This is a genomic window from Microcoleus sp. PH2017_34_RAT_O_A, assembly GCF_020737885.1.
Classification (GTDB): Bacteria; Cyanobacteriota; Cyanobacteriia; order Cyanobacteriales; family Microcoleaceae; genus Microcoleus.
In genome coordinates, this window is the sequence record NZ_JAEQDD010000079.1 from 17,149 (window position 1) to 38,228 (window position 21,080).

19 protein-coding genes are annotated in these 21,080 nt (G+C 45.0%); 8 read left to right on the plus strand and 11 right to left on the minus strand.

Translation table 11 applies throughout. The features are described from left to right. Positions 1-89: 89 nt before the first annotated feature. Complete coding sequence (locus JGK11_RS23345) at positions 90-1,085, minus strand: TPM domain-containing protein (protein ID WP_293178644.1); 996 nt, start codon at positions 1,083-1,085, stop codon at positions 90-92. 405 nt (positions 1,086-1,490) lie between these two features. Then, complete coding sequence (locus JGK11_RS23350) at positions 1,491-2,021, minus strand: hypothetical protein (RefSeq protein WP_293178648.1); 531 nt, start codon at positions 2,019-2,021, stop codon at positions 1,491-1,493. A gap of 121 nt (positions 2,022-2,142) precedes the next feature. Between JGK11_RS23350 and JGK11_RS23355 the strand changes: the two genes are divergently transcribed. The 3 genes from JGK11_RS23355 to JGK11_RS32935 all read left to right on the plus strand — a co-directional run bounded on the left by JGK11_RS23355 (position 2,143) and on the right by JGK11_RS32935 (position 3,013). Next, on the plus strand, positions 2,143-2,424 hold the full coding sequence (locus tag JGK11_RS23355) for a toxin-antitoxin system, antitoxin component, Xre family protein (RefSeq protein ID WP_293178650.1): 282 nt from the start codon (positions 2,143-2,145) through the stop codon (positions 2,422-2,424). A gap of 131 nt (positions 2,425-2,555) precedes the next feature. Further along, complete coding sequence (locus JGK11_RS23360) at positions 2,556-2,819, plus strand: type II toxin-antitoxin system ParD family antitoxin (RefSeq protein ID WP_293178653.1); 264 nt, start codon at positions 2,556-2,558, stop codon at positions 2,817-2,819. Further along, positions 2,816-3,013: a type II toxin-antitoxin system RelE/ParE family toxin gene (locus JGK11_RS32935; protein WP_293313341.1), complete on the plus strand. Its 198-nt coding sequence runs from the start codon at positions 2,816-2,818 to the stop codon at positions 3,011-3,013. The genes JGK11_RS23360 and JGK11_RS32935 overlap by 4 nt, the downstream gene beginning before the upstream one ends. Positions 3,014-3,325: 312 nt before the next feature. Here the strand turns inward: JGK11_RS32935 and JGK11_RS23370 are convergent, their stop codons facing one another. The 6 genes from JGK11_RS23370 to JGK11_RS23395 all read right to left on the minus strand — a co-directional run bounded on the left by JGK11_RS23370 (position 3,326) and on the right by JGK11_RS23395 (position 10,109). After that, the gene (locus JGK11_RS23370; RefSeq protein WP_293198317.1) at positions 3,326-3,571 is read right to left on the minus strand and encodes a hypothetical protein; all 246 of its coding nucleotides are present in this window, start codon (positions 3,569-3,571) and stop codon (positions 3,326-3,328) included. Continuing rightward, entirely contained in the window at positions 3,568-3,936 is a 369-nt protein-coding gene (locus JGK11_RS23375; protein WP_293178658.1) for a GIY-YIG nuclease family protein, read from the minus strand. The genes JGK11_RS23370 and JGK11_RS23375 overlap by 4 nt, the downstream gene beginning before the upstream one ends. 117 nt (positions 3,937-4,053) lie before the next feature. Further along, positions 4,054-4,416 (minus strand): type II toxin-antitoxin system PemK/MazF family toxin, encoded by a 363-nt coding sequence (locus JGK11_RS23380; protein ID WP_293178661.1) that lies wholly within the window; start codon positions 4,414-4,416, stop codon positions 4,054-4,056. Next, complete coding sequence (locus JGK11_RS23385; RefSeq protein ID WP_293193499.1) at positions 4,374-4,595, minus strand: hypothetical protein; 222 nt, start codon at positions 4,593-4,595, stop codon at positions 4,374-4,376. The genes JGK11_RS23380 and JGK11_RS23385 overlap by 43 nt, the downstream gene beginning before the upstream one ends. A gap of 243 nt (positions 4,596-4,838) precedes the next feature. Further along, positions 4,839-8,882, minus strand: a complete 4,044-nt coding sequence (locus tag JGK11_RS23390; RefSeq protein ID WP_293213058.1) for a S8 family serine peptidase — start codon at positions 8,880-8,882, stop codon at positions 4,839-4,841. 342 nt (positions 8,883-9,224) lie between these two features. After that, positions 9,225-10,109: a 4-hydroxybenzoate solanesyltransferase gene (locus tag JGK11_RS23395; RefSeq protein WP_293207605.1), complete on the minus strand. Its 885-nt coding sequence runs from the start codon at positions 10,107-10,109 to the stop codon at positions 9,225-9,227. Positions 10,110-10,342: 233 nt separating this feature from the next. On the opposite strand from JGK11_RS23395, the gene JGK11_RS23400 reads away from it, so the two are divergent. The 3 genes from JGK11_RS23400 (at position 10,343) to JGK11_RS23410 (ending at position 14,531) form a co-directional block, all read left to right on the plus strand. After that, positions 10,343-11,959 (plus strand): Ppx/GppA phosphatase family protein, encoded by a 1,617-nt coding sequence (locus JGK11_RS23400; protein ID WP_293207603.1) that lies wholly within the window; start codon positions 10,343-10,345, stop codon positions 11,957-11,959. A gap of 312 nt (positions 11,960-12,271) precedes the next feature. Beyond that, the gene (locus tag JGK11_RS23405; protein WP_293178682.1) at positions 12,272-12,823 is read left to right on the plus strand and encodes a transposase; all 552 of its coding nucleotides are present in this window, start codon (positions 12,272-12,274) and stop codon (positions 12,821-12,823) included. A 274-nt stretch (positions 12,824-13,097) separates the two neighbouring features. Then, positions 13,098-14,531, plus strand: a complete 1,434-nt coding sequence (locus JGK11_RS23410; protein WP_293193502.1) for a YdiU family protein — start codon at positions 13,098-13,100, stop codon at positions 14,529-14,531. A 79-nt stretch (positions 14,532-14,610) separates the two neighbouring features. Here JGK11_RS23410 and JGK11_RS23415 read toward each other — a convergent pair whose 3' ends face one another. From JGK11_RS23415 to JGK11_RS23425, 3 genes are all read right to left on the minus strand, one after another. Then, positions 14,611-16,941: a serine/threonine-protein kinase gene (locus tag JGK11_RS23415; RefSeq protein ID WP_293193503.1), complete on the minus strand. Its 2,331-nt coding sequence runs from the start codon at positions 16,939-16,941 to the stop codon at positions 14,611-14,613. A gap of 5 nt (positions 16,942-16,946) precedes the next feature. Continuing rightward, positions 16,947-17,162, minus strand: a complete 216-nt coding sequence (locus JGK11_RS23420; protein ID WP_293193504.1) for a hypothetical protein — start codon at positions 17,160-17,162, stop codon at positions 16,947-16,949. Positions 17,163-17,390: 228 nt separating this feature from the next. Next, complete coding sequence (locus tag JGK11_RS23425; RefSeq protein WP_293213060.1) at positions 17,391-19,589, minus strand: tetratricopeptide repeat protein; 2,199 nt, start codon at positions 19,587-19,589, stop codon at positions 17,391-17,393. Between the two features lie 237 nt (positions 19,590-19,826). Here JGK11_RS23425 and JGK11_RS23430 point away from each other — a divergent pair, with 237 nt between their 5' ends. After that, complete coding sequence (locus JGK11_RS23430; RefSeq protein ID WP_293178691.1) at positions 19,827-20,114, plus strand: hypothetical protein; 288 nt, start codon at positions 19,827-19,829, stop codon at positions 20,112-20,114. A gap of 72 nt (positions 20,115-20,186) precedes the next feature. Then, entirely contained in the window at positions 20,187-21,053 is an 867-nt protein-coding gene (locus JGK11_RS23435; protein WP_293213062.1) for a transposase, read from the plus strand. Positions 21,054-21,080 lie beyond the last annotated feature (27 nt).

Here is a 21,080-nt window from a genome sequence, read left to right on the forward strand (position 1 = left end):
TCACTACAAACCAATATGATTGTGGTCATTCTAGGGAAAATGTATAAATCAAGCTCAAATAGGGTGCGCCGAAGAGCACCTTACAACTATCAGTAATCCCCACCACCGCCACCACCCCCAGAGTCACCACCACCAAAGCTACCGCCCGAGTCGCTACTGCTGCTACTACTGTAATCGCTACTACTGCTACTGCTACTGCTACTGTAATCGTTACTACTGCTACCGTAACCGTTGGTGCTATTACCGCTGGTTCTATTACCGTAATGACGCCTGCGACTATTAGAAGAAGAGCGGGAACTGGACATAATAGACCGAATTATCCATCCTATCAATAACACAGGCAAGGCAAGGATTAAGAAAAATATGAACACGCCACCTGATGAGTTATCATCCGTAACAACTGGCGATTGAGCAGGTATTGGCGACGGTGTTACCCCTTGTCCTGGTACTATGGGAGCCAAAGGCAGCGTATTTTGAGATTGAGTATTTGCAGACGGTTGTACGCCTTGTCCTGGTACTATGGGAGCCAAAGGTAGCGCGTTTTGCGATCGCACATTTGCGATCGGAGTTTGCAAAACATTAACTAACGCCTTTGTCCCCGCCAATGTCCCCCCGTCAAAGTCTTGCTGTTTAAATTTGGGCGTAATTTCCGTTTGAATAATACTCACAGTTTTCGCATCCGGCAAAATGCCTTGAATCCCGGTACCAGTTTCAATCTGAACGCGGCGTTCCCCCGACGAAATCAACAATAAAACTCCGTTATTTTTACCTTTCTTGCCAATTCCCCAAGAGTTAAATAATTCTGTAGCAAATGCTTTGGGTGTCGCGGATGGCTTAGTATCAGGCACTGTCACCACTGCAATTTCTGAGCCATTTTTCGCCTCCAACTCCGCAATCACCTGATTTAGCTGAATTTCCGTGCTGTCGCTGAGAATATTTGCTTTATCTGTTACCCAAGTGTGATTTTGGCGTGGATTCGGTACTTCTTGTACAGTTATAGCTTGGCTGGCTACCGGAAATACAATTGCTGACAAGCACAGCAAACTGCTGAAAGTTATTAGTTTTTTCCTAGATTGTAAGTGCATCGTTTCAGTCTCGTGAATAAGTGCTAATTTGGAATTAAAATAGATATGTCCGCCTAAGTACCATTAAATAATTATCTCGCTTTTACGTCAATTCATATTATTCATAAGCTCGATTCATAAAAGTCATAAATTCAGGTGCTTGTGCGCCTTACATTTATACTGCTAGACGCGCAGGTGGCAAGAAACCGGGTTTTTAACCAAAATTTTTGCCTAAAACCGTCAATCTCGGTTCAAAAACCCGGTTTTTTAGTGGGCGAGTGTCGTCAACTAAGGAACGAAAATTTAATAACTTACACATATTTGTCGGATGGGCGTCCCGCCCGTCTTTTCTGGACCGGCGGGACGCCCATCCCAGAATAATTAAAATTGTAAGTTATTTAATTCTCATTCCTAATTTAGATATATTTAAGGAGAGGGAAGTTGTGGCTGAAAATTCCTGCTGCCTTTATAACCCGATAAGATAGCAATTTTTTCCAAAGATAGCCTACCAGTGTAATATTTACCGCGAATTTCCCAAGTGGGATAAGCTTTAATATTAGCTGCTTTGCACAAATCTGGTTGAGCATCTTTACCTCTGGGATCGCACTCAATGTAAGTAATCGCGGTAAATGCGGGTTGGCCGAAAAGTTCTTGTTGCGTGTGACAGTGAGGACACCAGTAAGCACCGAACATTCTAGCTTTGATAGTCTGCAAATGGGTTGCTAAAGCTATTTGATCCGGCACGGATTCGCTAGTAATTGGCGGGCCTTCTTGTTCGGTGACAGGTAATTTGGCAGGAGCAGGAGGCGGAGGAGGAGGGAGGGTTTGTGCTAAAGTTTGAGTGGATTTGTTGCTGAAACTGAACTGTGCAATTCCTCCGTCTGCTTTGGTACTGCCGAAAATGCCCAAAGTTAGGAAAATTGCGATCGCACAAAAGTTGAATTTGCTTACTCTCATTTGGGATTTCATCTGGGATTTGCTAGGATTTTACCAGTTTGGGCGATCGTTTCTGCAACATCGCAATATTGACGGAATATCAAGTATATGCTATCTTATCAATAAATAAGTGGTAGCTCAAATGAGTATCACCCAAAACCCAGAAGCAGAGCTGATGGAAAAAATTCGTAGTTTACCGCCAGATAAAATTACGGTATTAAAAGATTTTATCGACTTCCTATTAACGCGAAGTGAAGCTGGTGTTCTAGTTGATACTGTGACCAAACTCTCAGAAGCAGCTTTTGCTAAAATTTGGGATAACCCAGAGGATGCGGAGTATGCGGAGCAATTGGAAGAATCTGCGGCTCTCTATGCAGAAATCTATAAGGAAGATACAGACTTGCAAGAATTGACGGAGTATTGATATTACGAAGCGATCGCCCTTTCCCATTTTATTATTAAAAAATTAGTGGTTATGAGACTTGACAAAAAATGGCAAAATCTGCCATATTAAAAATAACGAGTTAAATGAGGTAAGTAATACCCGTGACAAGCATGAATATTTCTCTACCTGACTCAATGCGAACTTATATAGAAGCACAGGTAGCCCAAGGTGGTTATAGTACAGCTAGCGAGTATTTCCGTGAGTTAATTCGCCAAGACCAAAAACGTAAAGCTTCAGAACGTTTGGAAGCGATGTTATTAGAGGGTTTGGAATCGGGAAATCCTACCGCTATGACGGAGGAAAATTGGATGGAGATTCGTCAAGCTGTGCGATCGCGTATTTCCCAGAATCAGGGGTTGCAGGGAGAAAAATGACCTCGATCCAAAAACGTCCGCAAGTTATCCGCGATTTAATTGAATTGGCAACTTACATTGCGGAAGATAATATGGATGCTTCCGATCGCTTTCTTGTCGCGGCGGGAGAAACCTTTAAACAATTGGCCCAAACGCCGAAAATGGGAAAACGCTGTCAATTTTCTCATCCGAATTTAATCGATGTGCGACAATAAGCTATTAAAGGTTTTAGGAGATATCTGATTTTCTACCGTCTCATAGACTCAGAGGTAGAAATTTTGCGCGTGATTCACGGAGCACGGGACATCGAAGATATTTTTGATAATGTTGATGAGAATGAATAAATCTTTAGTCTTGAGATGGGAAGTTGAAGAGCGATAGCCCTTCTGGATTGTTAGAAAGGGCGATCGCTCTTTTTTGACCACAGATGGACGCAGATTAACGCGGATGTCAGAAGGTCGATCGCTCGTTTGATGAATTATGGTCGATCGCCTTTCTGAATTATCCTGAGAAATGGCGATCGTTCCCTATTTCCTTTGCGAAGATTCTACCAGTTCTGATTCCTGAAGACGTTGCGATAATAGGCAATCTTCAAAGCTGAAAGCTTCTGAGTCTAGAAAACTAGCGATCGCCATTTCGATCGCAGCTTCCAGAGAGCATTCTAGCTGCGTAGCTTTTTCCATCAGGGCGACTTTCACATAGTCCGGCAAATGGGTCATCAGCGAATGAATAGCGGATGGTGGCAAGTGTTGGATGTTGAGGGTATGATTCATTGTTCTCTGGGGATTTTAACGTTGTAGGGAGGATTTGTAGCTTGCAGGATGAGGGTTTCTAATTCATATAATAACCCTGGTTTTTGCCATTGGTTGAGGGTAACAAAGGCGATCCTTACATCATCTGGATCGTAGCGATCGAGCCAGCCCCAGAGAAAGGCTTTGTGACCGCCTCGGAGTCGATCGCGGAGGTTCTTGGCTTTGCCGATGTAGAGCAATCCTTCGGTGCGATGTCGAAAGGCGTACAAACCAACTTTAGCAGGAATGGTGTCGAAGTCGCGGCTGAGGGGATGGCATCGATCGAAGGGGGTAAAGGCGAGAGTGTCGAGAATTTGGCGGGCTTCTTGCTGGATGGGGGTGGTCATGGAAATTGGGAGATGGAAGCGGTTATTCCATCCTACAAGCAGAAGCGAGATCCATTTTGGATAGTTCCAAAATGGATCTCGCTTTTATTTTTGGTGAGAGTTAGCGTCGGGCGATCGCTATAATTCCAAATAGCGCTGCAAAATCTCTTGAGCTTGGGAAAATAGCTCGGATTCCAATTGGCCGACTTGCTGTACTAATCTCGTTTTGTCGAAAGTCATGAGATCGACACAGACTAGCAAACTGTCTGCATCTAAACCATTTTGTGGGGATGCGGGTACTAATATTACAGCAGCAGAAATCCGAGGATCGTGAGCACGAGCGGAGGTAAACGGCAAAACAGTCACTTTGCTGCGTCGCTCGTTAAACAACGTACCAGAAATCACTAATGCCGGTCGCGTTTTGCGTATTTCTGTTCCTACTGACGGATCGAATCTAGCTATCCAGATACTTCCCAGTCGGTAATCGCTTGAGCTTGCCATTCCTCATCCCATCCTAAATCTAATTCGTCAATTAGCTTACAAGCTTCTGCTAAAGCTTGGTTTTCTTGTTGTTTTCGCCATTGTTTTAAGAGAGATTCGATCAAAGCACTGGGGTTTGGCGCTTTTTGATTGACGTATGTGAGTAAGTCATCTGGCAAGCTGATAGAGATGTTGCTCATTGGCTAATCAGAATAGTATTTTGGGATCATTTTAGCAATAATTGGCTGAACTGACAATTATTTGTGAGTTGAATGCAAAATAAGGGCGATCGCCCTTCTGAATTGTTAGAAAGGGCGATCGATCTTTTTTGACCGCAGATGGACGCAGATTAACGCGGATGTAAGAAGGGCGATCGATCGTTTGGTGAGTTATGGGCGATCTGCCTTCAGAATATGGGAGAGAAAGGGCGAGGGATCATCCGACTATCTAAGAACTTTATTTTGTGCTTCCCAAAAAGCTTGTAAAGGACTCATTGTTCTTGCTGTTAGTTCATTAATTGCAGCTTTTGCTTGGGTTACACCAGGTGAGAGGACATTTAGAGCTGCATTTTTATCTGATGTCGTTGCAACAGTTAAATGAAGGTGAGGAGCCATCCCTCCTATAATCCCAGGACTACCAATAACTGTTTCCTTAGCAGTCACTGGTTGATCAATTTTACTTTTACCCGATGCTAGATGTAAGTACCACCAAAAACGATTGACACGTTTTCCGTCTACCTTTTCCTGAACACAAATAGCCCTTCCGCTACCAGGTCCATAGTCAGAGATGTCTTGAACAACTATGCCATCAACTGGCGAGTGAATCACATTTGTGGTCGAAGCTGACATATCAATCCCAGAGTGAATCCAACCAACTTTATTGCCTATTTTTGCTTTCTCGATGTAGCCTTTGTCATAAGCATAACCAGCGTCGGATTCGAGCAAGCTACCTTTGAAAATTGCCTTGGAAAGATCAACATACATTTGACGTACTTTTTGACTGCGTTCAATCGTCTGAAGTTCCGAGTATAACTTAGAGTTATTCTTCGGATCTTCTTGATTAGAATAGAGAAAAGAATCACCTGTCTGCAAATCCCACCAACGATCGTCACCTAAGATTGGCTGATTAGGAACAGATATAGATGGCACAGATACAGATGGCTTACCATCTCCTTCTCTGTATGCGATCGCCTTAACGCCATTCCAGGAAATGTAACCCTTCTCAAAGTATTGGATTAGCGTTCCATCCCCTTGGCCCTTTTCTGCACTCTTCGGAGCGCCCAACCAGCCATCCAATCCACCTGTTTTCAAGAATTCCTGACGTATGGCACCATAAAGCGGGAAAGTTCCATTTTTACTGCTAACAATTGACCCTTTGTCAAATGTCTGATAGCTCACGCCATTATAGTTGATGACATCAGAAGTCGGATTGCCCAGTGTTCCTTTAGAATTCTGGAAAACTGGATAAAAATTGCCACCAATCGTGTGCCCGTTGAGAAAAATTGAACTAGGTGGCAGCGTTGGGCTTGGATTGATTGGGCTTGGATTGATTGGGCTTGGATTGATTGGGCTTGGATTGATTGGGCTTGGATTGATTGGGCTTGGATTGATTGGGCTTGAATTAGCTGGAGGCAGTAATGGGGGGTTTCCAGGCGGGTAGCCCTTCGTGTATGCACTCGGTACCCAGTAAGATTTGCCGTTTTGATTTATCCGAAACCACAAAGCATCTGGCTTTTGTGTGGTGAGATCCGGGACTATTTCCCCGTAAGTCCAAGCATCGAAAGTGAAAGTCTGACCTTTAGATCCAATACTCACATTGCTACGATCGTTAAAACTAGGGCTATTGCGTAGATTCACACCAGTAGTTGACCAAATAATCGATGTAAAACTTCCTGTTTTTATGTCATAAGTCGCCCTTTCCCAAGGGGTAACTTTTCCTTCTAAACCCCAAGTTGTCGGACTCAAGAAAGGACTAGGCGTGTAACTTTGCGGCTTTGTTTCCTTCGCCACTTGCACAGCCTTATTCAAATTCACCACCCCAAAACCCGTTTCCTCATCCCATCCGGGCTCCTTCAAATCGATCGCACTTCCAGTCAAAACATCGATAACCTGAGTCACACTCAAAGCAGGATTGCTATCCCAAACCTTAGACAACATTCCCGCCGCCTTAGCTGCGGATGCCGAAGTTCCCGACATTTGACCGACATCATCGCCAACAGTCGATAAAGTCGGATTTTCAATTGTTCCACCGGGCACTAAAATATCCAAACCGTAGCCGTAACTCGAATAATCCGATCGCCCAAAACCATCCGACGAACCAACCGTGATAATATTGTCAAACTCCTGAGAAGATTGACCCAAAACCGACATCACACCGCCGTCATTACCAGCCGCTACAACCAACAGCACCCCATTTTGACGCGCATTTTCCAAAGCCGCACGCTCCCGCGCTGTAAACTCGTAACGAGTAGTAATGCTACCGTCAGCATTCTTTTGAGTTAAATCCAGGGGAAGAAGTGCGATCGCATTCTTCTTCTTTTGTCCCTTCGCTTCACTTACAAAATCAGTTAAAGCTAAATCCCATTCCCCCGAACCAATTGCCCGACTTAGGTAAACATTCGCCCCATCGTTGTAGCCATCAATCCCGATATCATTCCCTTGAATTGCACTTACTAAACCCCAGCTAAACGTGCCGTGTTCGTTCCCTTCTCCAGCATTTAACAACGGGTTGCTGTCTTTGTCGATGCGATCGCGCCCCAAGGTCACTTTAGAATAATCCAAATCGGGATTCTTCGCAGCAAACCCAGTATCGATGATGCCTACAAAAGTGCGATCGACCGTTGGCGCCACACTGATAGGGATAGGCGCTTCAGTGTCGATCGGTTGTTCAATTACAGGCAGTTTTGGGTCGATCTTAGGTGGTTGTGAAGGAGTTGGGGGGGCGATCGGAGGTTTTACTCTTACAGGCGGTGCGATCGCAACTGGCGGTACAACAGCAGGCGGTGTTGTCGCAACTGGCGGTGTTGTCTCAACTGGCGGTACAACAGCAGGTGGCGTTGTCGCAACTGGCGGTACAACAGCAGGCGGTGTTGTCGCAACTGGCGGTGTTGTCGGCGGTACAACAGCAGGCGGTGTTGTCGCAACTGGTGGCGTTGTCACAACTGGTGGCGTTGTCGGCGGTACAACAGCAGGCGGTGTTGTCGCAACTGGCGGTGTTGTCGCAACTGGCGGTGTTGTCGGCGGTACAACAGCAGGCGGTGTTGTCTCAACTGGTGGCGTTGTCGGCGGTACAACAGCAGGCGGTGTTGTCGCAACTGGCGGTACAACAGCAGGCGGTGTTGTCGCAACTGGCGGCATTGTCGGCGGTACAACAACTGGAGGTGTTGTCGGCGGTACAACAACTGGTGGCGTTGTCGCTACAGGCGGAGTTGTCGGCGGTACAACAACTGGCGGAGTTGTCGGCGGTACAACAACTGGTGGCGTTGTCGCTACAGGCGGTGTTGGAGTGACATACTCGATCAATTTCTTGCCGCCATCGAGTTTAGTCCAATCTTTGCTCTTATCGATCACTTTGTCGATCGACACAGCCTTACCAGTCGCACCAGTCAACTTGAAAACTAAATCGTTGTAATCTTTATCAGAACCCCGATCGACTCGCTGATCTTCCATCGCAAATGCCTTGCCGGTGCCAGTCACATCTGCTATTTGACCAAACAAAAAAGCATCATCTGGATTCAGGCTAGATAAAGATAATAACGGACGTTTGTCACCGTCCGCACCCGGATTGTTAAAGATATCTCGCACAGTACCATTTGGTACTAACATCACCGCAAAAGCATCTCCCGGTTTCATCCCAAATTTTTTCGCGCCACTGTACTGTCCCTCGTTATAGTTTTCCTCTCCTAAACCGCCGTTAAATAGCGGATTTGCACCTTCTATGGAGTCAGAAATTACGACGTGACCAAAGGTAGAATTTGTCAGAGCTCGTCTTGCTGATTCTTTGATAAATTCCTCAGAATTAGGATCGAAGTTCTCCATACCTTGTACGCTAAAAATGGCAACTTCACCTTTATAATTGCCGCCGTCATGTAGCCAGTCAAAACCAACTTGACCAGTTGAATCGGGAGTGAAGAAACCGGAGGTAACGCCTAAGCCTGTCAGCGGATCGACTTTTCCGTCTGGGGTTAAAGTAACTTGATAATTTGTATCGCGCGAAGGTGCAGAGATTTTTAGTGCATAATTTGTTGCGCCCAAATTATCGATGCTAAAAGTGCCGGAATTTGTGCCGTTGGTTTCGATATCTTTGACGACTTTTCCCTGAGTGTCGAGAAGCTGCATCCCAACAATGGAACTAAATCCGACCGCCGTAACTCGAAAGCTACCCGGATTCAGCCGATTAAAACGATAGGTGTCTGTGGGGTCAGTTTTACCTGCGAAGTCGATCGAGATATAGTTGTCGCTTAAATTGCCGATCGATATATTAGACATGGTGCACCTTGATTAATCCAATAATTTGGGCTGACATTTATCTATCAGAGGTGCGTCGGAGTTTTTATGCGAAGTTTCTGTTTTTGTAATATAACTTTACACAGAGGGTGGGTCAAACTCGCTGAACTTCCGCCGCTACTTATCTATCTGGAGTGCGTCGGAGTTTTTATGCGAAGTTTCTGTTTTTGTAATATAACTTTACATAGAAGGTACGATCGTCAGAAAAGCCAGTCTTGAACAGGCAAGATGCCTGTTCCACAATCATTATTGGAGAGGCTTAGTGGACTTATTTAACCCACGTAGGTGGGTTTTGTTTGTGTAGGCGCGGTTTCCAACCGCAGGCTAAAAAATCTCCCCAACAATCATTCCCGCCAATATGACAAACCCAACCCAAACATTTTGGCGAAAGATTTCACCGTAAACAGGCTTGGGAATATCGGCTTTTCGCAGTTGACTGTACTGCAAAAACCACAAAATTGCTGCCGCACAAATTGCTATCCAAAAACCGACGTGCAAGTGCAGATTGATTCCCATTGCTGCTAATAAACCTACAGTACCAACAAAGAAAAAACCCACAGCATTAGTTACGTTATCCCCGAAAAAGATAGCGCTAGAATTGACGCCCACACGCAAGTCATCTTCTTTGTCGCTCATTGCGTAAACTGTATCAAATCCCATCGTCCACAAGACTACCGCGCCCCACAGCAACCAAGTTGCTAATTCTAATTTATTGACGGCGGCACTCCAACTAATTAAAACTGCAAATCCCCAGGCAATTGATAACACTAATTGCGGCACGGGAAAAAATCTTTTTGCTAGCGGGTAACAGATAATTACTGGTACGGCGGCGACACACAGCCAGAAACTTAAAGGATTGAGATAAAAAGCGAGAATCGCCGCACAAGCAAAGGAGATTAAGGCAACTCCGATCGCAGTTTGCACTTTTAGGGCGCGGGATGCAAGGGGGCGCGATCGCGTTCTTTCTACTTCCGGGTCGATATCGCGATCCCACAAGTCGTTGATGACGCATCCCGCCGCACTCGTGGCTAAGGTACCCAACACTATCACCCCTACCAATGCGGAGGGCGGCTTTCCGTCTGCTGCTAAAAAGACGGCCCACAGGGCTGGAATCATTAAAATTAGCCTTCCTGCTGGCTTGTCCCATCTCAACAGCCGGATGATAGTAAGTAGTGTAGATTCAGATTGGCGATCGGGCTCTATAAGCATTTCAATTCTAGATTTTAGATTTTTAGCTTTAAATTCTATCAAATTTTAGGCAAAATCACCTACTATAGCGGTTCTCAAAAAAGTGATGTATGTCCCGATGCCCTCTTTGCCCCATGCCCGATGCCCCATGCCCGATGCCCTATGCCCTAATTCCCGATTTTTGCTGATTTAAGATCGCGCCTCACTGGATTCGTGAAATAATTATAAATATCTGTCAACCCCGATACACTCCAATGGTTAATTCACTTGCTGCTGCGGAGTCAAATCGCATTATTGCCGCTATTGATATGGGTACTAACTCGTTTCATATGGTGGTGGCGCGGATCGATCCGAAATTGCCTGCGTTTGCGATTATTGCTAGAGAAAAAGATACGGTTCGGTTGGGTGATTGTGAGGCTAAAACAGGGTGTTTGAAGTCTGAAGTGATGGAAAGGGCGATCGCAACTTTGCGCCGTTTTCAAGATATTGCTAAAACTTTTAATGCTGAACAAGTCATCGCTGTGGCTACCAGTGCGGTTCGAGAAGCGCCTAACGGGCGGGATTTTCTCAAACAAGTTGCTGACGAATTAGACTTGAATGTGAGCTTAATTTCCGGACAAGAAGAAGCGCGGAGAATTTATCTCGGTGTTCTTTCGGGAATGGAATTTAACAATCAATCGCAGGTGATTATTGATATTGGTGGCGGTTCTACTGAGTTAATTTTAGGAGATAGTTCTGAACCGCGCTGTCTCACCAGTACCAAAATTGGTGCTGTGCGCTTAACAGGAGAATTTGTCAAAACTGACCCGATTAGCCGGGAGGAGTTTGCCTATTTGCAAGCTTATATTCGGATTTCGCTGGAAAGACCGATCGACGAATTGCGATCGCAATTCAAGATAGGCGAACATCTGCGCTTGATCGGCACTGCGGGAACCATCGAAACTCTGGCTGCAATTAACGCTCGCGAAAAGTTGGGAACAGTTCCGAGTCCGCTGGCTGGATATCAGTTAAGTTTAAAAGATTTGCGCGAGCTAGTCAATCGTTTCCGCAAACTTTCCTACTCCGAAAGGCTGGCGATTCCCGGAATGTCGGATAAGCGGGCGGAAATTATTCTCGCCGGGGCGTTGATTTTGCAGGAAGCGATGGCATTATTAGGTATGGAATCCCTCACGGTGTGCGATCGATCTTTAAGAGAAGGCGTCATTGTTGACTGGATGCTAAGTCGGGGTTTGATTGAAAACCGATTGCGCTATCAAGGTTCAATCCGCCAGCGCAGTGTTCTGCACATGGCCCAAAAATATCAAGTTAACTTACAACAAAGCGAAAGAACCGCCGAATTTGCACTCAATTTATTCGACCAAACCCAAGGAATTCTGCACAATTGGGGAAGCGAAGAACGCGAGTTGCTGTGGGCGGCATCGATTCTGCATAACAGCGGTTTGTACGTCAGCCATTCGGCGCACCACAAGCATTCTTACTATTTAATTCGCAATGGTGAATTATTGGGATACACTGAAACTGAGATTGAAGTAATTGCCAATATAGCTCGCTATCACCGGAAAAATCCTCCAAAAAAGAAACACGAAAATTTTGTCATTCTCCCGAAAAGATACCGAGAAGTCGTTAGTAAATTGCATCCATTTCTGCGGTTGGCTGTGGCTTTGGATAGGCGGCAGATTGGGGCAATTACTGATTTCAAATGCGAACACCGCCCGGAAGTTCGAGAGTTTCACTTGCGGCTGCAACCGCTCAATCCCGGTGACGATTGTGCTTTGGAACTGTGGAGTTTAGATTATAAAAAGCCGTGTTTTGAGGATGAGTACAATCTGAAATTAGTGGCAACTTTAGAGCCTACTTTGGTGGCAGTTTAAATAGGAGGTAGAGCAACTGTAGGGTGCGTCAGGCAAAAATTATCTGTATGTCGTCAAAACATTTAGTCCTGACGCACCCTACAATAACTAACCGTAGGGTGCGTCAGGCGAAAAAATTAGCAATGTCAGAAAAGATTCAGTCCTGACGCACCCGACAATAACGATAATAACCAACCATAGAGTGCGTCAGCCGAAGATTATCTGTCTGTCCATAACTAACCGTAGGGTGCGTCAGGCGAAAAAATCAGCAATGTCAGAAAACATTCAGTCCTGACGCACCCGACAATAACTAACGACTACTAACTCAATATTATGTCGAACTACCGGAGAGCCACGATACCCGGAGCAACCTACTTTTTCACCCAAGTCACTTATCAAAGAATTCCTTGGCTGTGCAGCGATATTGCTCGGGAATCTTTACGAAAATCCCTGCTCCGAGTCCAGCAACTTTACCCTTTTTCAATTGAGGCAATTGTTTTATTGCCAAATCACATACATTGTATTTGGACACTACCAGAGGGTGATAACAATTATGCAACTCGTTGGCGATTCATTAAAACTTTTGTCACACATGAATGCGCTGATAAATTAGGAATACAAGCCGAAATTAGCCCATCTCGAAAAAAACGGAAAGAAAGAAATCTTTGGCAGCGAAGATTTTGGGAACATTTAATTAGAGATGAAACAGACTATGCTAATCATTGCAATTATATTCATTACAATCCAGTCAAACATGGTTTATGCCAGTCCCCCAAAGATTGGCAATATTCTAGCTTCCATCGATTTGTTGCCCAAAGCATTTATCCTGAAGATTGGGGAGCAAATGACATCCCAGATATTCCGGCACATATTGGTCACGAGTAGTGAGTCCGTAGGGTGCGTCAGGCGAAGATTCTCTGTCTATCGTTCAAAATTTTACAACTGACGCACCCTACAATAACTACAATAACTAACCGTAGGGTGCGTCAGGCGAAGATTCTCTGTCTATCGTTTAAAATTTTTACAACAGACGCACCCTACAATAACTAACCGTAGGGTGCGTCAGCCGAAGATTCTCTGTCTATCGTTTAAAATTTTTACAACAGACGCACCCTACAATGAGTTGCCAATTTCAACATTTTCAACATAAAATAGACAAATGTCAAATCCCTTGCTTTCCCTCAACTACGAACCCGCCCTCGAATCCCTCGGTGGCGACTACTTTGATGAAGTCCCGGCGGCAGATTTTCCGCAGCACATCCTCCGCTTCCGCAACGACCAATTATTGCCGACATTGGGCTTAGATCCGGCACAAGTAACCGACGAAGATTTCATTCAAGCATTCGGCAAATTTCACTGCGTGCGTCCCTTTCTCGCACTCCGCTACCACGGCTATCAATTCAACGAATACAACCCGAATTTAGGCGACGGTAGAGGCTTTTTGTACGGCCAAGTTCGCGGTACTGATGGCAGACTTTACGACTTCGGCACTAAAGGTTCCGGCCGCACTCCCTACTCGCGCAGTGCTGATGGTAGACTCACTCTCAAGGGGGGAGTTCGCGAAGTTTTGGCGGCTGAAGCTTTGCACCGATTGGGAGTTCGCACGTCTCGCTGTTTTAGTTTAGTTGAAACGGGTGATGCTTTGTGGCGGGGCGATGAACCTTCTCCGACGCGATCGTCCGTGATGGTGCGTTTTAGCCACTCTCACATCCGCTTTGGCACTTTTGAAAGGCTAAATTATATCCGTCGCCCGGACTTAATTAAAAAACTTTTAGATTTTGTCATTGAATATTACTATCCTAAACTGCATCTAGAAGCTAGCACTTCTGGTGTTTCATCGGAAGAAAAGTATGCGCTATTTTATGCGGATTTAGTCAAGCGTGTAGCCGAATTGGTCGCTCAGTGGATGGCGGCAGGTTTTTGTCATGCGGTGCTGAATACTGATAATATGTCGATTACTGGTGAAAGTTTTGATTACGGGCCTTTTGCGTTTATTCCGACTTATAATCCGAAGTTTACAGCAGCTTATTTTGACTATTATGGTCTTTATGCTTACGGCAATCAACCGTTTATTTGTCACGGGAATTTGGAGAAGCTTCAGCAACCGCTAGCAGCGGCGATTCCTCAAGCTGATATGGATGCTGCTTTGGCTAAGTTTGGTGGGTATTATAATACTACTTACCGACAGTTGATGCTCAATAGGTTGGGATTTGAGGATTTGTCTGAGGCTGATGGTGATGAGCTTTTGAAGCTGACAATTAAGATGCTGGCGGAGTCTCAAGTTGATTATCATGATTTCTTTTTTCAATTGCGAAGACAGTTTAATCGCACTTGGCGAGATGATGTCAATCAAATTTTTAGCGAGGCCGAAGCGACGGAGTTGTTAGCACCTTGGCGGGAGTTTTATTGTCACGTTTTGCAAAGTTTATCGGCGGATGATATGGATAAGATGGCGGACAGGTTGCGCCAGCACAATCCGGAACAATCGCTGTTGAGGCCGACGATTGAGGCTGTTTGGGAACCGATCGCTCTTGAGGATAATTGGCAACCTTTTTATGATTTGGTTGAGCGAATTCAAAATCCAGAGGGTTAGTAAGGTACGTTGTTGCGCTTCAGCGCTCTTTCTTATATATATGCAAAAGAGCGCTGAAGCGCAACTACGTACCTAAGAATTATTTGAGTTTGTCAATCTCAAATTGTGCGTCTTTGTAACCGCCGGTAAGTCCTTGATCGAGAAAGATTTTGCCTGCTTTCTCGAAATCGCTAATTGCTCCTGCTTTGTCTCCTAACGATCGCCTAACCATGCCTCTACCGTAGTAAGCACCAGCATAATTCGGATTGATCCGAATGGCTTGCACGTAATCGGCGATCGCACTATTGGAATTATTTAACTGCTGGTAAACCTTGGCCCGATTGGCGTAAGCTTCAGCATCGTTGGGATTGAGCCCGATTGCTGCGGTAAAATCGGCGATCGCCCCCTGTGTATCTCCCCCGGCACTGCGAGCTAAACCGCGATTGCTGAAAGCATTATAATCCTTGGGATTTAGTGTTGTCGCTTGAGTGCAATCGGCAATTGCTTTCGGGTAATCCTTCAAATTTAAATAAGCAATACAGCGATTGTTATAGGGAACCCCATCTTCCTCGCTTAGCGAAATTGCCTGAGTGCAATCGTCAATTGCGGCTTGATGAGCTCCTAAATTCAACTGCGTGCTGCAACGATTCGCGTAAGCATCTCCACTCTTGGGATCGATCGCAATTACCTGACTATAATCCGCCAATGCTCCCTGATAATCTCCTAGGTGAAAGCGCGCTCTCCCCCGACTGTACAAAGCATCCACATTCTGAGCATCGAGCTTAATTGCCTCAGTATAATCTCCAATCGCCCCCTGCAAATCGCTGCTCCCAGCCCGAGCCAACCCCCGCGAATGATAAGCTTTAACCAAGTTCGGCTGCAACCGAATTACTTCAGTCAAATCCCCAATAGCCGTCTTGTAATCTTGCATTTCTAAATAAGTCACTCCTCTTTCATAGTAGGCATCAACATCGTTGGGCTGGAGCTTCAAAACCTGAGTGTAATCCTCAATCGCTCCGCGCTTATCGTTGAAATCGCGACGGGCCAGCCCTCGGTTAAAATAAGCCTTAAAATATTGAGGATTGAGAGCGATCGTCTGAGAATAATCGGCAATTGCTTCTTGATATTTTTTTAAATCATAATTAGCATTACCCCGCTGATAAAAACTCTCACCATTGTTAGGATTTAATTGAATTGATTTGTCAAAAGCCTGCAAAGCTGCTGCCGCATCTTGATTGCGAGACTTTGCTACTCCCTTTTCGTAATATTCCTTGGCTTTGATCGGATTCGGGCGGCTGCAATAATTAAACAGAAATACCATAGCAATCGCCCCGCAGCCAGCGAATATCAGCCACCAAAACCGACTTCCCAAACCTGAAGAAAAAGTATTGGAAGACAGTAAGCTCGACGGAGAAATATTTTTATTTTGAGCCGTATTTCCAGGCTCTTGGCGGTGTTTCAGCTTGCTGAGAGCGGCCAAAACTTCCTCAGCCGATGGATAGCGTTTGCTAAATTGGTGGCAGACCATTTTGTCAATTATATTTGCCAGTGCCTGAGAACATTGAGCTCGGTTTCGCCAAACAATTTCCCCAGTGTGAGAAGGACTCGGATCTTGCAATTTTGGCAAATCCGTACCGGGCAAACCAGTGATAGCTTGGATCGCCATCATCCCGACGGCATAGAGGTCGCTGCTAAATTGCGGGTTGCCTTGAAATTGTTCGATCGGCATATAAGCCGGAGTTCCCGTCGCAATGGTGCGCGGAAATTCTGTATCGTACTCGCTGGCGTGATTGGCAACTTCTTTAACCGAGCCGAAGTCAATTAAAACTAATTTGCCGTCTGGTTTGCGGCGGATTAAGTTGGAGGGATTAACATCGCGGTGAATCACTCCCTGAGAGTGTACGAAGGCAAGAACTTTTAACACTTCTTCCAACAGATCCAGCACTCTTTCTTCGCGCCAAGGTTGACCGGCCACAATTTCCCGATTGAGGGCGTGGCCGGGTACAAATTCTTCTACGAGGTAGAATTGATTGCTTTCTTCAAAATAAGCTAGTAAAAAAGGAATTTGATCGTGTTTTCCCAGTTTTTCTAATATTTCTGCTTCTTGTTTAAATAATCGGTAAGCTGTTTTGAGAACTGTGGAAGTGTTGCTGGGAGGGCGCAGTTGTTTGACTACACATTGAGGGTGACCTGGGCGGCGAGTATCGACTGCTAAATAAGTTTGTCCGAAGGCTCCCGAGCTGAGGATTTGGACTACGCGATAACGCCTGTCTAAAAGTTGACCAACCATGTTCATATCGGAATTTGAGAAGTGGTAATTGGTAATTGGTAATTGATAATTGCGAATTGGTAACTGGGAAGGGGGAGTTGGTAATGGGTAATTCGTAATTGGTGATTTTTGCTGTTTCCTTTTTTGTTCTTGATTTTTCATTTTTGCTAATGACATTTGACAGTTGACAGTTGACAGTTGGCAGTTGGCAGTTGACGGTTGACGGTTGACGGTTGACGGTTGACGGTTGATAGTTGGCAGTTGGCAGTTGGCAGTTGGCAGTTGGCAGTTGATAGTTGGCAGTTGATAGTTGATAGTTGGCAGTTAACAGCTTGCCCGAAGAGCGCAAAAGAAGGGTTGACAGTTGAGTGTTTAGGGAGCATCTCTGTTTTGCATTTAATAGTGCGAGCGTCCCCGCTCGCGAGTCCTGGAATAGTCGCGAGCGGGGACGCTCGCACTATAATAAAAAATGCTTTTTTCAAAAATGAGATGCTCCCATTGTTTACCGACTACTGACTACTGACTAATAACGTTCGCGAGCGGGGACGCTCGCGCTAATAACCAATAACCAATAACCAATAACCAATGACTAATGACTAATGACTAATAGTTTATTTAGAATCTTTGATCTGTGCTTGTGCGTTTTGAAAACCATCGGCTCTTCCTTGTTCTAGAAACAGTGTTGCAGCTTTCTGAAAATCCTCGATCGCCCCAGCCCGATCTTTGAGTTGGCGGCGGACGAGACCTCGGCTGTAAAAAGCGCTAGCATTGTTGGGGTTGAGCCGTAGCGACTGAGCGAAATCCTCAACCGCTAAAGGGTAATTTTTGAGTTCTGAGTAAATAGTACCGCGATTGCTGTAAGCTACTGCATCGCTGGGATTGAGCTTAATTGCTTGAGTGAAATCTTCGACGGCCCCCTGCTTGTCTCCCGAAGCCGATCGAGCTAATCCTCGATTGCTGTATGCTTTGGGATTGTTGCTGTTGAGTCCGATCGTCAAACTGCAATCTTCGCTGGCCTTTTGAAATTGCTTTAAATTCAGATGAGCAATGCAGCGGTTGTTGTAAGCTGCCTCATCTTTGGGATCGAGGCGAATTGCTCGGCTGCAATCTTCAATCGCTTTGTCGTAGGTTGCTAAATTTAAGTAAGCGCTGCACCGATTGGTATAAGCATCAGCTTGGTTCGGTTCCAATTCGATCGCCCTACTGTAATCTTCCATCGCTCCTTGATAATCTGCTAGATTAAAGCGCGATCGACCGCGACTGTAGTAAACCCCAGCTTCCTTGGGGCTAATTTGAATCGCTTGGGTAAAATCCGCCATTGCTCCGGTTTTGTCGCCGTTGGCCGATCGAGCTAAACCCCGATTGCTGTATGCTGTAGCATCGTTGGGATTGAGCCGAATTGCTTGAGTGTAGTCTTCAATTGCCGCGCGGTAGTCTGCCAAATCGTAATAGGCTAAACCCCGCTGATAATATATGTCACCGTTGTTAGGATTGAGCCGCAATACTTGGGTAAAATCTTCCACAGCCCCCCGCTTGTCGCCGGTGTCGCGGCGGGCGAGAGCTCGATTGTAGATGGCTTTGGTGTGGCTGGGATTGACTTTAAGTGCTTGGGTGTAATCGGCAATTGCTTGCTCGGTGGCGCCCATGTCGTAGCGAGCGTTAGCCCGCTTGTAGAAAGTTTCGGCATCGCTGGAATTGAGGGCGATCGCTTGAGTATAATCGGCGATCGCGCCTGTTTTGTCACCTTGCTGCGCCTTCGCAACACCGCGGGCGAACAATTCTTTTGCTCTCGCCGGACTTTGACTGTGCCAAAAGTAAATTATCAGTGCTGTCAAGATCGAAGCTGCGGCTATGGCTGCAAACAGCAACAGTCTGGTTGGGCGCTGTCTCGGCTGCAATTGACTTATAGCGTCGGTGATGATGGTGGCTGGCGATCGCCCAGCCTCCCATTTTACAGCGATTTGTTGGAGGTCTGCCAAAACTTCGGCGGCTTCCTGATATCGTTCCTCGTAGTTTGAGAGTGCCATTCGATCGATAATATCTGCTAGGCCTGCCGAACAAGTCGCCCGATCGCGCCAGGAAATTTCGCCTTTGTGTTGTAAGGCACTTAGTTCCTTCGGTGAGAGTCCCGTTACCGCAAGCTGGGCGATCGTACCTAGAGCGTAAATGTCGCTATTGTAGCGGGGGTTGCCTTGCGATTGCTCGATCGGCACATATAATGTTTCAGCAGCTAACTCCGGTTTTTTTCCCAAAGGCTTTTTAACAGAATTTGGGGATGTTGGCGCCAACAAATGAGAATTAACGAGCTCCGGGTTAATTTCTTTGTCTAAGCTAAAGTCAATCAACACAAATTTGCCGTCTGACTCGCGTCGAATTGTTCTGTCTGGTTGAATTCGGCGGTGAATGAAACCGTTGGAGTGTATAAACACCAAAACTTCTAATATGGATGATAGCAAAGCAATTACTTCGTCTTCAGCCCAAGGTTCACCAGGTATAAATTCTTGGCTTAAAGGTTGACCGGCAATAAATTCTTCTATTAAGTATAAACTTTGGTTTTCCTCAAAATACGCCAACAATTCGGGGATTTTGTCGTGTTTGCCCAATTTTTCTATTATTTCTGCATTTCTTTGAAATATAATTTTGACTAATTCTGGAGTTTGCGAACTGGTGCCGAGGAGCCGCATTTCTCTAACCGTGCATTGCGGATACCCGGGACGGTGAGTATCTGCTGCTATATAAGTTTTTCCCACTTCACTTGAGTCTGTGACTTTAATGATGCGGTAACGTCTGTCGAGAAGTTGACCAATCATGCTCTGCCCTCTACCCTGTTAATGTTCGATTATCGCATACAATCATAAAAACAATACGGGATGCGGGAAACGAGCGAGACTTCAGTCCTGAGAGGGAAGCGGCACGAGGGAATGAGAGTCCCCGTCTTCTTTCTTTCTTTCTTTCTTTCTTTCTTTCTAAATTTTGTTGATGAACCTTGAGATATCTAGTATAATAGCTGAAAGCAGACAAGTCAACCAATATTCAGGAAAACAGAGGTGAATAAAACCAAAAAAACAATGGGAGTTCAGCAAATATTACTGTCTCCAACCAAAGAAGTTCAAGCCTTGTTAGAGTATCTCTGTCAACAATCAGGTAAACTGTATAACAGTGGTGTTTATTTAGCTCGTCAGATTTTTTTCAAAACAGGAAAATTGTTGACTGGAAAATTTGACTTATCTTTTGAACCATCAGTTACAAAATCAATGGTTGCTAAATCATTGCCATCAACACCAATGCAGCAAACATTGATGTCAGTAACAGAAGCCTTCAAATCTTTTAAATAATTAAGAGATTTATATATCAAAGGTCAATTACATTTTAACCCCAAGCCACCGGGATACCTGAAAAACTCTAAGTTGTTTAAAGTAGCTTATCCCAATTCTGGAGGTTTAAGACCAAAACTTGTTGGCAATCAGTTAAGGTTTTCCTTGGGTTTAACAGTAAGGCGATGGTTTGGAGTTTCTGAATTCTTTTTGCCTATGCCATCGAATCTTGATTTTTCTCAAGTGAAAGAGTTTACAATTCTCCCGAAAAATGGTTATTTTTACCTGGAAATGTCCTACGAGGTTGAAAAACAACAACATAATTTAGACATTGGTCAAGCATTGTCAATTGACTTAGGAACTTCTGACAATTTAGCAGCTTGTGTCGATACGCTGGGAAACTCTTTATTGATTGATTCTCGTGCAATGAAAGCGATGAATCAATTGTGGAACAAGAAAGTAGCAACTAGAAAAGAAGGAAAACCAGAAGGTTACTGGGATAATTGGCTAGACCGTGTAACTCGCAAACGCAATCACCAAATGCGTGATGGCATCAATAAATCTGCAAAGTTAATTGTCAACCATTGTCTGAAATACGGAATTGGCACACTGATAGTTGGGTGGAATGAAGGCTTTAAGTCTAACAGTAATCTCGGTAAACTGAACAATCAAAAATTTGTTCAAATGCCTTTAGGTAAGCTAAAAAATAGGTTGAAAGAACTGTGCGATTTGCACGGAATCAGATTTCTTAAAACCGAAGAAGCATATACTTCAAAAGCTAGTTTTCTTGATGGTGACTCCCTACCCAAATATGGTCAAAAACCAACTGGGTGGAAAGCATCTGGAAAGCGGATTAAACGTGGCTTATATCAGTCAGATAATGGCATAATTGTGAATGCAGACTTAAATGGTGCTGCCAAGTGCGATTCGTTCAGTCGAAACCGAGAAATCGGGGGATGACTGGCTTCTACAGGGTAATCCATCAGG